Annotated in this window: 10 protein-coding genes; all 10 read right to left on the minus strand. The window is 40.9% G+C overall.

Translation table 11 applies throughout. The features are described 5' to 3' along the window. Window positions 1–86 precede the first annotated feature (86 nt). The 10 genes from BW976_RS18530 to BW976_RS18575 all read right to left on the minus strand — a co-directional run bounded on the left by BW976_RS18530 (window position 87) and on the right by BW976_RS18575 (window position 15,275). The gene (locus tag BW976_RS18530; RefSeq protein WP_076375174.1) at window positions 87–890 is read right to left on the minus strand and encodes an SDR family oxidoreductase; all 804 of its coding nucleotides are present in this window, start codon (window positions 888–890) and stop codon (window positions 87–89) included. Between the two features lie 130 nt (window positions 891–1,020). Beyond that, window positions 1,021–2,364, minus strand: coding sequence for an aminotransferase class III-fold pyridoxal phosphate-dependent enzyme (locus BW976_RS18535; protein WP_076375176.1), 1,344 nt, complete (start codon window positions 2,362–2,364; stop codon window positions 1,021–1,023). Between the two features lie 13 nt (window positions 2,365–2,377). Then, complete coding sequence (locus BW976_RS18540; RefSeq protein ID WP_076375178.1) at window positions 2,378–3,316, minus strand: transketolase family protein; 939 nt, start codon at window positions 3,314–3,316, stop codon at window positions 2,378–2,380. Between the two features lie 4 nt (window positions 3,317–3,320). Continuing rightward, window positions 3,321–4,184 carry a transketolase gene (locus BW976_RS18545; protein ID WP_076375180.1) on the minus strand — a complete coding sequence of 288 codons (864 nt, stop codon included), beginning with the start codon at window positions 4,182–4,184 and terminating at the stop codon, window positions 3,321–3,323. A gap of 32 nt (window positions 4,185–4,216) precedes the next feature. Then, window positions 4,217–5,023 (minus strand): cytidylyltransferase domain-containing protein, encoded by an 807-nt coding sequence (locus BW976_RS18550; RefSeq protein WP_076375182.1) that lies wholly within the window; start codon window positions 5,021–5,023, stop codon window positions 4,217–4,219. Window positions 5,024–5,157: 134 nt separating this feature from the next. Then, entirely contained in the window at window positions 5,158–6,210 is a 1,053-nt protein-coding gene (locus BW976_RS18555) for a hypothetical protein (protein WP_076375184.1), read from the minus strand. Between the two features lie 241 nt (window positions 6,211–6,451). After that, the gene (locus BW976_RS18560; protein ID WP_245834736.1) at window positions 6,452–7,294 is read right to left on the minus strand and encodes a phosphatidylinositol-specific phospholipase C/glycerophosphodiester phosphodiesterase family protein; all 843 of its coding nucleotides are present in this window, start codon (window positions 7,292–7,294) and stop codon (window positions 6,452–6,454) included. Window positions 7,295–7,585: 291 nt separating this feature from the next. Further along, window positions 7,586–9,202 carry a RagB/SusD family nutrient uptake outer membrane protein gene (locus tag BW976_RS18565; protein WP_076375186.1) on the minus strand — a complete coding sequence of 539 codons (1,617 nt, stop codon included), beginning with the start codon at window positions 9,200–9,202 and terminating at the stop codon, window positions 7,586–7,588. A 20-nt stretch (window positions 9,203–9,222) separates the two neighbouring features. Beyond that, entirely contained in the window at window positions 9,223–12,252 is a 3,030-nt protein-coding gene (locus BW976_RS18570) for a SusC/RagA family TonB-linked outer membrane protein (RefSeq protein WP_076375188.1), read from the minus strand. A 470-nt stretch (window positions 12,253–12,722) separates the two neighbouring features. Then, complete coding sequence (locus tag BW976_RS18575) at window positions 12,723–15,275, minus strand: hypothetical protein (protein ID WP_076375190.1); 2,553 nt, start codon at window positions 15,273–15,275, stop codon at window positions 12,723–12,725. Between the last annotated feature and the right edge of the window lie 257 nt (window positions 15,276–15,532).

Consider the following 15,532-nt stretch of genomic DNA (forward strand, 5'->3'; position numbering starts at 1 on the left):
AATTGTGAGTAGTGCGTAGTGAGTAGTGAGTGGAGAATAGTTTTTAAAATTTTGATTAAAACTCACTACTTACCACTCACCACAATTTATATCGCTGTCCATCCGCCGTCAACTACGAGGTTGGCGCCGGTCATGTAGGCGGAGGCTTCGCTGGCTAAAAATATCAGCGCGCCCTGGTAATCGTTAGACTTTGCCATCCGACCCAGTAATGTTTTGGCCGAATAGTTCTGTACAAAAAAATCGTTTTGGTTATTTTCTACACCACCGGGCGAGAGGGTATTAACCCGCACCCCTTTATTACCCCAATACGAGGCCAAAAAACGAGTGAAGTTGATAACCGCGCCTTTGGTTACCGGGTAGGCGGCCGATTTATAAAAATCCTGTTCGCCCTGCGGGTTTTTGTATATCGATTGATCTGGACCTACCATACCATAGGTAGATGCCACGTTGATGATACTTCCCGAACCTTGATCGGCCATCACGGTACCAAATACCTGCGAACACAGGAACACCCCGGTTACGTTTACATTCAACGATTGCTGGAACGCCGCAAGCGGATAGTTTTCAAATGCCGACAGCTCCTTGGCCATAGCCGGGTTCTCGAACATATCGTTAATGGCGGCATTGTTCACCAGTATATCGATGCTACCGTAGCGGGTTAGTATCTGTTCGCGGGCAATTTCCAGCGAATGTTTGCTGGTGACGTCGATCTTTAAACCTCCGTGTTGTGCACCCAATTTTGCGGCGAAGGCTTCCACTTTTTTCTCATCTATATCAGCAGCTACCACGTTGGCGCCGGCCATAGCCAGTGCTTCGCAATGTTTTTGCCCTATAAGGCCCAGTGCTCCGGTCACGATAGCCGTTTTTCCTTGTAATGAAAATAGTTCCATATAATTAGTTGTGACAGTCAAGATATAAGAGTCAAGAATCAAGAGGAAAAACAAAAACCTTTATTTGCTATCGGTTATTACTCTTGCTTTTTATTTTCTTGATTCCTGATTCTTGACTCTTAATTCTCGTTTACAACGCAGCAGTTTTTGGTTTAATGTTATAATTGCTCACCTTACGGAAAACAGCCTCCAAAACTTCGCCTTTTAAATAGCTTTTTACATCGCCGCTTAAAATGGCCTCTTTAACTAGTTGCAATACGTCGCGGTAGGCTAAAAGGGTGTAGTCAATATCTTCGGAAGTATGGCTGTAGCACATGTTATGGAAACCGGCCCAAAGAATACCTCGTTTAATCATTTCCTGCTGCATCAGCGTTTTTAGTTCCAGGGCATTGCCTGCTTCGGGGGTAAAAGTTACCATGCTGCGGCAGTTATAGCCTATACAGCGGGTGTATTGATCCATACCTAATGAAATGGCTATCTTGTTATAGCCGTCTTTTAACAAAGCACCATGCTGATCAAGGTATTGCGGTACTTTTTTATCACGCAGCTCATTAATAGTGGCTATGCAGGCTGCTAATGATAAAGCTTCGCCACCAAAGGTGGTATAACTGAATACTTCAGAATTAAACAACTCCATCACATCAGCGCGACCTGTAAGCAAAGCTATAGGCATGCCATTGGCACAGGCCTTGGAAAATACTGCCAGATCGGCCTTTACGTTAAAATATTCCTGCGCACCGCCTAAAGCAATGCGGAAGCCTGTCCACATTTCATCAAAAATGAGCAGGGTGCCGTTTTCGCGGCATATCTCGGCCAGTTCCTGTAAAAAGCCTGGTTTTGGCGCTTCGAAAATAAAAGGCTCTAATATCAAGGCAGCCACGCTTTCGTCTAAGGCTGCTTTTATCGATTCGATGTCGTTGTATTCGAACGTATAGGTAAGGTCCTGTATGGCGCCGGGAATACCCGCATTACGGCTGGTGATACCGATGTACCAATCGTGCCAGCCATGGTAACCACAGCAAAATACTTTATCCCTGCCTGTAAATGCACGGGCAACACGTATAGCGGCCGAACACACATCAGCACCTGTTTTGGCAATTTTAACAGCCTCGGCATTCGGGATCACTTGCTGTACAAGTTCGGAAAGTTCCACTTCCAACGGGTGCATCAGGGAGAAGGTGATACCATCGTTCAGTTGTTTGCGGATGGCGTCATCAACGGCAGGATAGGCATAGCCTAAAGAAATAGGACCGATGGCCGAGTTATAGTCGATATATTCATTGCCATCGGCATCCCAAACGTGCGAGCCTTTACCTTTTACCAGGTATTTTGGCGCCACGCCTTTGCTAAACTGGCCCGGACCTTTAGCCAGGGTTTGGGTCACCGGTTTTTGAACTTTTAAAGCGCGGTTATATATTTTGTCCGACTCGGTGATGTCGGGATAGTTATTGCTTAACTGAATTTTATTAGCCATGGTCAAATCTTTTTTATTCTGAAAACTCTGGGGTTAATATAGAGGGTTGGGAGTAGCCGGTTTGATAGCCTAATATCCGTTCGGCTATTTGTTTGCCTGAGAAACCTTCATTTTGTAGTACATCGGGTAATAATGCTGGTCTGAACCATCTTTCCTTTAATGCGATAGGCATTACTTTGGCCGTGGTTTGGTATTGTAATAGTACCTCGGCAACAATAGTATATAAGCCACCGGTCAGGAAATGATCTTCCAAGGTCACTATAAGGTTGCTGCTGGCTGCTACCTGGAGTATGATAGCTTCATCAACCGGTTTAAGGCTGCGCATATTCACCAGGCCAACTGATAAGCCTTCATTTTTTAATACTTCAACGGCAATAAGCGCCTGCTCAAACATCAGTCCGTAGGTTAAAATGGTTACATCGCTTCCAGAACTGATCGCTTCGGCTTTACCTAATTCAAAGGGCTCATGCACGTGAGTGGTTTTGCGGGTATTGATGCGGGTATAAGCCGGGTTAGGCGATTTCCAGATCTCGGGCAGCATTTTTACCAGGTCGTCCTCATCAGCCGGGGCAAATACGGTTACATTGGGGATGCCCCGCATAATGGAAATATCTTCGATAGCCTGGTGCGTTGGGCCATTAGCATCTGATAAAAAACCTGGGATAAAACCGCTTAATTTAGCAGGTAGATTGGCAATACCCAGGTCGGTACGTACAAATTCAAAAGCACGCATGGTTAAAAACGCGGCAAGGGCATGTACTACCGGGATACGGCCGCGTAAAGCCAAACCGGCTGATGCGCCAATCATGGTTTGCTCGGTAATGCCGGTATCAATAAAACGTTTACCCAAAACGCCAGGCAGGTTACGCACCAGTGCGCGGTTTTCGGCTGTCATCACTACTACCTGCTCATTGTTCAGGGCCGTTTCGGTTAATAATTCTTCGTAGGTCATGGGGTTATCTGACAATTAAAGTTTCTGATGTTAATGAGGTGGTATGTTCACCATGCAATTCCAGTAAAAGCTGCTCAACTTCGTTGGCCGAGAAGTTACAGAACCAGCGGTCGGCACGTTCCTGTATGCTGGGTAATCCTTTACCTCGCACAGTATCGGCAATAACTACATTGAGTTTACCTTGCTGAAAAGGGTAGGTGCTAAAGGCCTCGTGTAATTCGGTATAACTATGTCCGTTGATGCGTTTTACTGCTGCACCAAATGATTCAAATTTTTGTGCAAGTGGTTCCAATGGTATCAGGTCTTCGGTACGCATATTGGCCTGGAAGTGGTTACGGTCTATCACAAAGATCAGGTTATCTAATTGATAGGCATTAGCTACCAATACAGCCTCCCAGCAAGTGCCTTCGTTGAGCTCGCCATCGCCCATAATGCAGATCACTTTGTTGTTGCTGCCGCTGATTTTCAGGTCCAGAGCAACACCGATGGCTACAGAAGGCAGGTGCCCCAGTGAACCCGAATGAAATTCAACTCCGGGGATATGCGTATTGGGGTGCCAGTAAATATGGTCGTTCAAAGAAAGGTGATTTTCCAGTCTTTCTTTTTCCATGAAGCCTAATTCAACCAGCGTACCATATAAAGCCGGCACGTCATGCCCTTTTGAGAGGAAGAGGTAATCACGGTCGGGGTCTTTTAAATTTGAAGGAGTAAGGTTCAAAAACTCGCCGTATAAATAAACGATCATGTCAACTGCCGATAAAGAAGCGCCGGTAAAGCAGCCGCCTGCGGTTGACATGCGTACAATATGTTCGCGTACCTTTAATGCTATGGCTTGTAAGTCTTGTTCGCTATGTTTTGTGTTTTCCACGGGGTAATGGTTATATTGGTAAATTTAAATATTTATTGGCTAACCGGCGCCTGTTTGGTTTGCTCCGGTTGTATGGTTTTTAACTCGTTTAAGTGATTGCGGTACCAGTTTACACCGGCATAGCTGGTATTGATCTGGTAGATCTCCGGTTTACTATTCAGCAAATCCAGGATATCAGCGCATGAAAAGTTTTTGTTTGCAGGATACAGCTCTTCAAACACCCTTTTGATAAACAGGTAGTCTTCCTGGTAATCAATGGTAAAACGGTGCGACATGGAATAATCCAAACCGGTTTCCCAGCTTACATTGCCGATGCTAAATAATTGCGGGTTTTCCCAGATGTAGGGTGTAGTATGTTCCAGTTCCAGATTTTTCTCTGCGTTTTCCCAGGCTTGCTTTAGGCAGGCCATGGTCATAATCTCCACATCATTACCATCGGGCCAGGTAGCCGGATGCAGGTTGCTTACGTAGTCGTGAGCAATAGTATCTTCAAAGAAGTAAGTTAATGTCTGGTCAATAATACGTGGATCAATCAGCGGGCAATCCGAAGGGATTTTTAATACTATATCGGCGTTGTGCAGTAAGGCAGCCTGGTAATGGCGGTCGAGCAGGTTATTCTGATCGCCACGGTAACAGGGAATATTCAGCAGCCGGGCTTCCTGCTCAATAATATCGTCTTCGGGGTTAACTGATGTGGCTATCACAAAAACGGCCTGGTGCTGTATCATTTGCAGCCGTTCTATCATCAGGGCCAATATGCTTTTGCCCAAAACGGGCAACAACACCTTCCCGGGTAAACGGGTTGATGCCATACGGGCCTGCACTACGATAACTACCATTTTTTTAATTAGTGAATTTGTGAATTAGTGATTTTTCCCTTGCGGATTTCCGGGGTTTTACCTTCAGCTTTCTTTGCTCCAAAAATCCTTACTTCTACTGTCCTTGTTCTTTGCTCTTCCAGTCCTTGCTCCCTTTAATAGTTGGCTACTAATTTTTTGGTATAAAAAGGGACACCCTGTGTGTTTAAAGCTTTTTGTACATCAAAGTTTTCTTGTGTGCCCTTATGATTAATGTAAGCCTGGCACACCTGGGCTATTTTATTTGCTGAGACACCACCGTTTTGAACCGGGGTTAGCTTTTTAAGTTCGTCCACATCAAACCAGGAGTGTACCTTTTTGCCTAAAGCTATGCCGGTATACACCACAGTGGAATATTGCGTGATCAGTTCGCTGCAATTAGCAATCATATGATTGGTATTGCCCGCTTTGAAGATCATGGCATCGGCAGGAGCGTATTTCCTGATCTCTTTTTCGGCACGATCAAATTTTTCGTTCGGGTGCAATTTAAACAGCAGGGGCCGGCCATTGGCTATTTTTACCGCACTTTTAATAAAAGCGGGGCGGTTTTCGAAACGATAGGTTTCACGCATATCAGTCGTGGCCACCATCACATAATCACGATGCGGAAAATCATTATCCAGAAATTGTTGCAGGTTATCATAATTGGGCATACCAGTAACAGCGATTTTATCACCGGCAGTTCCGTTTTTAATAAAGTATTGACGATACCCCAATGACGCTGAACAATAAATGTCGCACACGTTTGATGAGCCGTTTAATGAAGTGTTGCCGCATAAAAAAGTAGGTAACCTCAGCGTTTTTACTATTTTACTCAGCAGTGTATATTTATCAACCATGCCTTCTTGTACCCATACTGTTTTGGTTTTACGCATACGCCGTGGTACTAATATATCTGAGCAAAAAACAACCAGGTCATATTGGTTTAATCTTGCTCCATAATCAATTTGTAGCCCGTGCTGATGAAGGTATTTTTCGGAGTTGGTACGATAGTAGTTGGACAGTATCGTGCCGTTGAGTAGCGAAGTATGATTAATAAATAAATTTAATATATAGTTGTCTGTAAATAGCTGACTGAACCAGCAATCAAACTCTGGCAGTTCGTTTGCTATCTGGTGCATTTGTGATGTTTGGTTTACAGAACCGGTAATAAACAGTATTTTCTGCATTTATAGTAAGATCACTAATTGTTAAAGGCAAATGTTATCTGTTATGGTTTGCTTAACTTAATGAGTATAAAATGTTTATAATAAATTATACAATTAATATATTAAAACCATTAGCAATGGATTAAAAGTATGGCTGTTACTTTTATATAATGCTAATTTAAAGTTATGAAATAGTTAATTGTATATTGTATATTGAGATTACGTAAATTTAATTTAATGACTTTAAGATTACCAAATTAGCCTATTTCGCATTCGCTGAAAATGCCACGCGCCGGGTTAAAAAGTTTTTAAGTTCCGGAAGTTTATCCGTATTAATCAGGTCAACGCCGCAGTCAAGCAATTCATTCCAAACCACCGGATTTTCGGGCGATGCCCATAGGCGCACTTTTTTACCATACCGGTGCGCCATGCTTACATATTTACATAAACGTTCCTTTTGTAAAACCGGGAAAACGCCGCTGCCATTCCAATTAACCAGCCGGGAGTATTTACAGCTTGCTGTACGGTAAATATTGGTTGATGAAGTATCCTGCTGAACCTTCAGCAGGTCCTCATCAATAAATGCCAAACGGTTTTGCTCTTTTTTCAGGATATCAAACGGTTTATTGCCGGTTATCACTATGGTGATCTGGCGCTGAACAAATACACCATCTTCGTAGCCCGAAAGTATGCTTTTATATTTTTCGAGTACCTCAGACAGCGCTTCGTAGGTTTTAGCCGCGTTTGATTTGATATCAATCATCAGCGTAATAGGATAAACGATGCGGGATTCCTGCCCGTTTGAGCCATTGATACAACTGGCCAGCGGATCCAGGTAAAGGAGTTCCAATGTCCGGTGTCTTTTAAGAACCGGCAGCAGATGGGCCACAATGAGCTTTCCGTGTCTTAAATAAATATCAGCTTCTATATGAGTATACCCGTTATCCAAAGCATCATACAATGGCCGTTTATGCCAATAATCATTATGGGCAAAAGCGTTGGCAAGCGGGACATTTTGAGAGTAGGAGTTAAAGGCAGTAAATGCCAGGAGAACTAAGAACAATAATTTCAGGTGCTTTAGGCAAAAGCTTGCTGCTTGCATCATTAATTGTTTTTGTTGCACAAAGCTACCTGTTAAATGTGTTTTAAATGTTAGCACACGGTTAATAAATTTTTTATTAATGTTTCTTGAGGAGTAAAGATTTATGGAACAAGGAGCAAGGATTTTAGGAGTATGGATAGCGGACAAAAGATAAAAAATACGAGGCATAAAAAGGAGCAAGGAACAAAAATTGCTTATCGCTTTTTTCATCCTTGCTCCTTGTTCTATTTATCGTTAATCTAAGTGGAGAGTCCTTGCTCCTTGTTCCATAAATCCTTGCTCCAGGAATCCCAATTAATAACCCGGATTTTGAATCAGGTTAGGGTTGGTTTTTAGTTCGGTTGATGGAACAGGGTATAACCTGCGGGTTGGGTCGGTGTTCATTTGCAGATCATCCGTTTTTCCGCCAGCTACCGGTAGTGGATATGCTTTTTCAAATAGCCCATAACGGATCAGGTCATTACGGCGCCATGCTTCCCATGAAAGTTCACGTGCGCGCTCATCTAACAAACTGGGTAGGTCAATTGACGAAGCCGCCTGTGCATGTGCGCGGGTACGTAACTTATTTACTAAGGTAAGCGGAACCTGCAGTTCGCCGTTTATAGTAGTTGGAGTAGCCCCGCGTAATAAGGCCTCAGCTTTCATCAGCAACACATCGGCTAAACGGAATACCGGTACGTCGTTACTATTTAAACGGGTTGCCTGAATAATATTAACATCAGGGTAGTATTTAATGGATCTTACACCTTCTGATTGTGAAGTAAGTACATCGTTACCCAAGTCCATTGGTTTTAAACCAGTTAGGGTTAATGTAGGTATGATGTTGATTTGAGTAGTGGTATTTGGTGCCGGATAATAAACTGGTTGGTTGGTAAAACCTCCATTACCATCAGGATAAAATTGAGGGCCGGCCAGCCATGTTTTGGTACGGTCGTCACCAGGGATGTTAAAGCGGTTATAAAACTCAGGAGTGGTGCTCATCGCGATACTCAAACCTACGTTAAATCCATAAGCTTGTGCCAGGTAATAAAAGAAACCAAAACGGGTAAACTGGTTGCCCGGTATTTGCTGGTCATAAGGCACCGCAAATATAGTTTCATTGATCTGCGGACCGTTAGTCGGTAAAAATATGTCCCTGTATCTGGCATCCAGGGAATAGTTGGTATTAGCTTGTACGCTATCGCACATGGTAACGGTTTCCTGGTAACGGTTGGTTCCGGTGTATATACCGGAGTTCAGGTACATTTTTGCCAGTAAAGCAAATACCATTCCTTTAGTTGGGCGGCCATATTGTAATACGTTTGTTGCCGCATTACTGCTTTTGGCGGGCAATAAAGGTAAAACGGCTTTTAACTCGCTTTCAATAAAGGCGTATACTTTGGCACGTGGTTGAGTTGCCGGTTGTACGGTTACCGGGAAATCGGTAATGATGGGTACGTTGCCATATAGGTCCATCATGAAATAAAGGTAAAGGGCGCGCATCGCTTTAACTTCGGCAATAGAAGATGCCTTTTTTGCAGCCGATGATGGGGAGGTATTGATAACACTGATAATGCGGTTACAGGTGTTGATACCACCAAAACCCCACTGCCAAACAGTTATTACGTTAGGGTGATCAAAAGTCCAGGTATGGTAGTGTAACTGGCGGTATTGGCCACCATCGTCAAAGTTGCCATCACGGGCCGGTAAAATGGCTTCGTCTGTTGACATGTCCTGCATACGCCAGTAAGGTACCGCATAGTTTGATGACAGGTTAGAATAAATGGTACCCAGTAACGCGGTATAATCTGCATCGGTTACCGGAAAGTTTGATTTTACGTATTGCGACTCAACAGGTACATTTAATTTTGTACAAGAGAATGTGCCTATCGTCACAACTATCGTGGCACATAATATAAATATCTTTTTCATTTTTGTTTGTTTAACTGTTATTAAAATGATGCGTTTATACCTAAGCTGAAGGTGCGGGTTTTAGGATAAAAATCCCTGTTATCGATACCCGGGGTTAAACCGCCGATATTAACTTCCGGATCAACACCGCGGTATTTGGTGATGATAAAAATGTTATTGCCTGAGGCATAAAAACGCAGGCTTTTAAATGCCTGGATATGCGGTTTAATGGTATAACCAATAGTAGCATTATCTAAACGCAGGTATGAACCACTTTCCAGAAAACGGTCAGAGATCAGGTATGCATTAATATCCTTGAAGGATTCGCCTAAGGTAAACGTTGGGATATTCTGTATTTTTGAATCAGCCGGGTTATTCAAACCTGCAAGTGTTGCGTTTAAAATTTTGTTACCGTACACGCCACGAACTAAGAAGTTAAGATCAAAGTTTTTATAGAAGAAACTGTTACTCCAGCCGTATATAAGCTTGGGCTGTGCATCATATTTAATAAACTGATCGGTAGTAAGTGGTTGCGCAGCAGTTATTGAACCATCGGCTTTTTGGAAGGTACTTACACCAGCAGCATTTTTGCCGGTATAGTGCCATAAGTCAAATGTACCAATAGCATAACCAGGTTGTATGATTTGGCTATAGTTACCAGACTGCCCCTTACCGCCTAACTGTGCAGTTTGAATAAAGTTAAGTCCGAACTGGCTGTTTGATAAGCTCTGTACCACGTTTTTGTTATGTGATACGTTGAACGAAGTACGCCAGGTAAAGCTTTGTGATTTTACAGGGATAGCGTTTATTACAACTTCGATACCGCTGTTTTTTATTTTACCTACGTTAGCAGTATAAAACGGATAAAAATATAAGGTTGTTGATACCGGATAAGTATAGATCAAATCTGAAGTTTTCTTGATATAGTAATCAACAGAGCCGGTGATGCGGTTATTCAGCACGCCAAAATCCAAACCAATGTTGGTTGTGGCAGTACTTTCCCATTTCAGATCGGGATTATCATTACGTACCGGCCCGATAGGGTTAATGATATTACCATTACTTAAAAATTTACCACCGCCTGGAGGAACACCATAAATGAGCTGAGCAGTAAAAGCGTCGAACCCTAAACTGTTACCAGAAACACCATAGCCTGCCCTGAATTTCAGGTCGCTGATAACCGGAACTGATTTCATGAAATCTTCGCTGATAATTTTCCAGCCGGCAGAAACCGCAGGGAAATAGCCATGGCGGTGATTGATACCAAATGCAGAAGAACCATCTTCTCTTATCGATGCTTGTAGTAAGTATTTGTCTGCAAATTGATATTGTGCACGTGTGTAAAAAGATATTAACCTTAAAGTGGAAATGTAAGTTGGCGGAGTAGTGCCGTTTACATTATAATTTGGATTGAAGATAATTTGCGAAAGTTGGGTAGGGTTAGAAAACGCTAAATAATTATAGGCCAGAGCGTCATTCGAGAAATTTTGAGTTTGCACACCAAAACCATCGTTATTACGATCTTGCTGATAAGAATAACCACCCAGTAATTTAAGGGAATGCTGACCAAAAACACGATCGTAGTTAAAATAAGCTTCCACCACGTTACTGGTATTGGTATAAGCGCTACGTACGGCTACACCATTTTGGTTAACGTATATACCTGATTGGCTGGTAGAGTAGGTGTTAACATTGTTTTGCTCTTTTTGGGTTGACCCTGTTATGGTAAATTTTAAACCATTTAAGATGTCAACAGCAGCAAAACCATTGATCAGGGTTTTGTTGTTCTCCGTTTTGGTAAAGTTATTATTAATTAACGATAGCGGGTTCAAAGGGCCGCTACCTGTACGGGTGTAATTTTCCTTATAGCTTCCATCCGGGTTATAAGGACTAACTGTTGGCAGGTAGAATAAAATGCCCGACAATACCTGGCTTTGAAATATATCGTTGTTTTTGGTGGCGCTGTTGGTAAGCGTGATACCTAATTTTAAGCGATCGTTAAAAAAACGCTGGTTGATGTAACCTTTGTAAATGGTACGTTCCAGGCTGGTGTTTTTTAGTATACCATTGTTTTTCATGTAGTTTACACTTGCGCCGTACTCTGAATTAGTACCTGCACCGCCAAAAGAAAGGTTATGGTTTTGTGAATAACCAGTCCTTTCGGCCAGTTTTTGCCAGTTGGTATTTGAACCGTCATCGTCGGCCACTGTTAATTTAGGTACGCCATTATCAGCTAAATATTTACGCAGTTGGTCGCCGGTAAGTACATCAATGTTTTTTGAAACATTTTCAACAGCGCCGTAAGCACTGTATACCAACCTGGTTTGGCCTGCTTTGGCTTTGCGGGTGGTAACTATGATTACACCGTTTGCTGCACGCGAACCGTATATAGCTGTTGATGACGCATCTTTTAATACGTCGATGCTTTCAATGTCAGCAGGGGCTAAAAGATCTATAGAAGCACCAGGTACACCATCTATTACATAAAATGGTTGTTGTGCGGCACCCTCACGTAAGGTTGATGGACCCCTTAGTATGGTAGCAGGCTGCTTGTTAGGGTCACCGCTTTTGGTAATGTTTAAACCTGCTACTTTGCCTTGTAACAGTTCGGCAGGGGTGGTTAATACACCAGCGTTAAAGTCTTCGGCTTTTACCGAAGTGATAGCGCCGGTAACATCTTTACGGCTCGATGTACCGTAACCAATAACTACTACATCTTTTAACTGTTTGGTATCAGTTACAAGGGTAACATTGAACGATGCCTTATCACCTACAGTAACCTCTTTTGGTACCGAACCTAAGAAGGTGAATTTTAAAACATCGTTTGGCCCGCTAACTGTAACGGAATACCCACCATTTGTGTTGGTGGTAGTAGCTTTGCCTGTACTTTTAACGGTTACAATAACCCCTGGCAATGGTGCATTGGTTTCGTCTGTCACAGTTCCTTTTACAAGCCTGCCGGTTTGCGAAAATGCCTGCAACGCGGTAAATAATATGACGCAGGCAATGAGCAGGACATGCCTGGATAAATGATGTGTTTTCTGGAAAAAACAGTGGTAAATTTTTTTCATAATGTGTGTTTTGGACAATTAATTTAACTAAACTCAGGAATCGCATTTTTCCGCTGCAAAGGAATGATGCGCATGTTAGGAAATCATCAAGTGAACATTAGCTTTTTTGTTGAGTTGAAGTGATTGATTCGGTTAATTGGTGATATTTATAGTATTAATTTATTGATTTACAGTTATTTAATACATAAAAAATATTAGTTATGCCAAAAATTGGTTTATATGGAAAAACTAATTATTAAAATTAGTTAAACAACTTTAATAAGGTAATAAATGAGTTTATTACCTGTGGTTGAAACTTATTTATTCAGTAAGTTTATTATTGGTTTGCAGCGTAATAGTTAAAGAAATAACCGTTACAATGGTTTAAAAGTAGGTTTTAATTAATTCATTTGGCAGGCACACAAAATACTTAAACGTTTTTGTTTAAAAGTAATTTGTGTGAGACCGTGTTTTTGTCCTGGTTATCTTAATTAATTAGAAAAATCGTGGTGGGAGAATATTTCTGGACTTAACCCGCATTCGCGCAGGGCTCTGGAGTTGTTGTAAGCCAGTTGTTTATAAAAAGCTTCGTCCTGATTTACAACCGCTGGGTTACTGATCAATAAGTTGATCGTAAATATCTTTGAAAATCTATTTCCTGATTTTTCTGTGGCCTGGTTTAAGTATTTAAAATACCCGGGTATAGCATTGTATTCACCGTTAAGAACTGCTTTTTTAATTTTGAGGCTGTAAAACGCCTGTTTCATATACGGCGTAAATGAACTTTCTTTTGTTTTAAATAGCTCAGAAATATGATCATGAATAGTTTTAAGCTCTTTTACTTTACCTAATAGAAAATAAGAATCGGCCATTAGTATTTTTAAAAAGAAATTATAGCCGGTTGATTCCGTTGAATCTTTAGCATGTACTTTTTGAAGTGCCTGGATATACCTGAGCATTTTCCGGGGTTTCTGACATATTAAAAGGGTATAGCCTGCTAATAAATAAATAAGGTCATTTCCCTGGCTGTAACGCAGATTTCCTGTTTGTTTCGGCGGGTTAAAATAAAACCGCGTAATGGTAATAAAGAAGTCCTTTTTGATGATGCCATATTTGAAAAAGTAATATATGGTATTAAGACACTCTAAGGGGCTTATGGTAAACTCCTGGTAATCCTCATGCGAAAAAACGTTAAGTTTTAGTAAATAAGCTTCCAATGCAGGCAGATCCAGTTGCAGTACAGATGTAATAGCCAGTGCACTATAGGTCAGGATTTTTTTATAATTAGATAATTCGAATTTTAACAATGATTGCAAGGCTTTTTTGTAATCGGGGGTTATCAGCTCCAACCCAAAAAAGTAGTAAAATAGCCCATCAATGCAATCTTGTTTAAAAAAATTAGTCGTGGCGCCTGTATTGCTTTGAGCCAAATGAACTTTATAAAGCAGATCGCCAAAAAAAGCAATCACATCAAGTCTTTCCCTGGGATTTAAATCGGCCCTGGAAAGTGCCGAAAAGTTTTCCTGTTGCCCGTTTTTCATGGCGTGCATGACGCACCACTTAATGATGGGTACTTTAAGCTCATTGTTAGAAAACGACAGATTAATAGCCTTTATCAGATTTCCGTCAAAGGTGTTGTTATTGTCATACAACAATTTATGGGCTATAGCCAGTTCTGAAAAATTATTGTTCCCGAATTGAACATAAGTATTAAACTGGGCATCATTGCTAGTATTAATTTCTTTTAAAAAACCAATACTTAACAGCTCTTTATATGCCTGATTATATTGACTGAACAAATCATTTACTTTTAATTTATCCACATCATATTCATGTTTTTTAAAATCCATATTCTCGATAAGACCCTTTAAAAGAAGTGTTTTATCTGCAGCGTGATGTCCCTGATAAATTTTATTAAATATAAAATTGGAAATCAGGTCGTAAATAGAAGTGTGGTCTATATTATTAAGCGAGAAGTTATCCTTGTGTTGTTTATAGTAAAACTGGAAATAGAGCGGGTGATTAAAGCTGTTGGCTACATCGGCCGGTATCGGCGTTTGCATTTCCGGGTTAATGTTGAGGCATAATTCTTTTATTTCCTGTAAGTTGAATAAAGGGACATTGCTGTTTAATTGCTGATCGGTTATAGTGCCAATAAACCATTTCGGGTGATCATAATCCAGTATATGCCGGTTATTGATCCAGTTTGTTGACCGCATGGTTAAAACTATCTTAAACCATTTGTGCGACTGATAGAATGAAAAAATATCCATTAACTGGTCAAGCAGCAATTGAAACCAGTTATTCTTAAACATATGTTCATCCAGGCCATCTATAATGAGGTAAAAATTACCTTCCTTACGTTTATTGCTATCAAGCAGCGATATAATATCTTCTTCAAGCGTATAGCCCAATAAAGCCAGTAACCAGTCATTAAAATCCTTACCACTAATTAAAACATTCATTAAGGCGTTGCTGCTGAAAAACAAGAAAATATCATTGCTGCCAGATGTAATATTTAATGCCAGCTTTTCATCCACCCAATGGCACAGGGCTATGGTTTTTCCGTATGATGGGGGGGCAAGTAAAACTGTTGCTGCGTAATCGCCTTTTAAAAATTCATCAAAATGTTTATCGAGAAAATTCCTTTTGATACTTTGGTTAAACGGGATGCCTGATTTGTTTTTTAAAGCCTGCAATGTAAAGTTAGTGATCTTGGCCGCTTTTTGACTCAACGAATCCCAATCAGCATTTTTGTGGTTGCTGTTAGTATGCTGTTTGTCTTGTTTTTTACAGAAATCGTCCCACCCATTATATCCGCAATAATTTGATAATACATCAATGGTAAATAATGATGGTTTGAATTTACTTAGCGCAAAGCCATATATCCGTTTTAGGGTAGTTTCGCTTACCGTATGGCTGGTTTTGTCGCTTATCCGGGCAGAAAGTATTTTACAATCACTTGCCTGGATACGGGTAAGATGTGAGTTTTCTAAAACATATGATTTTAATAATTCAAATAGCTGCGATGAAAAGGCTGTCATATTATTAAAAAGTATCAGGTATATGGCTTTTAATAACCGTTTTATTGATAATCAAAGCAGTATAACCCTACATTATAGGTTTTAGTTGATCAGTAGGTTAATTATAAGTTTATGAATGTATGTAATTTTATAGGCTAACATTTTATTTTTACTCTTAATGAATGAAATGAATGTTTCCTTTGATTTTGTTCATTTTCGCCATTAAATGAACAATTATACCGGATGTATTAACTGAATATTACTGTCAGGGTGTAATA

The sequence above is a fragment of the Mucilaginibacter lappiensis genome (assembly GCF_900155965.1).
Classification (GTDB): Bacteria; Bacteroidota; Bacteroidia; order Sphingobacteriales; family Sphingobacteriaceae; genus Mucilaginibacter; species Mucilaginibacter lappiensis.

Excerpts from the sequence above, each read along its gene's own strand:
- BW976_RS18530 (WP_076375174.1), bottom strand. The coding sequence starts at position 890 with ATGGAACTATTTTCATTACAAGGAAAAACGGCTATCGTGACCGGAGCA.
- BW976_RS18535 (WP_076375176.1), bottom strand. The coding sequence starts at position 2,364 with ATGGCTAATAAAATTCAGTTAAGCAATAACTATCCCGACATCACCGAG.
- BW976_RS18540 (WP_076375178.1), bottom strand. The coding sequence starts at position 3,316 with ATGACCTACGAAGAATTATTAACCGAAACGGCCCTGAACAATGAGCAG.
- BW976_RS18550 (WP_076375182.1), bottom strand. The coding sequence starts at position 5,023 with ATGGTAGTTATCGTAGTGCAGGCCCGTATGGCATCAACCCGTTTACCC.
- BW976_RS18555 (WP_076375184.1), bottom strand. The coding sequence starts at position 6,210 with ATGCAGAAAATACTGTTTATTACCGGTTCTGTAAACCAAACATCACAA.
- BW976_RS18560 (WP_245834736.1), bottom strand. The coding sequence starts at position 7,294 with ATGATGCAAGCAGCAAGCTTTTGCCTAAAGCACCTGAAATTATTGTTC.
- BW976_RS18565 (WP_076375186.1), bottom strand. The coding sequence starts at position 9,202 with ATGAAAAAGATATTTATATTATGTGCCACGATAGTTGTGACGATAGGC.
- BW976_RS18570 (WP_076375188.1), bottom strand. The coding sequence starts at position 12,252 with ATGAAAAAAATTTACCACTGTTTTTTCCAGAAAACACATCATTTATCC.
- BW976_RS18575 (WP_076375190.1), bottom strand. The coding sequence starts at position 15,275 with ATGACAGCCTTTTCATCGCAGCTATTTGAATTATTAAAATCATATGTT.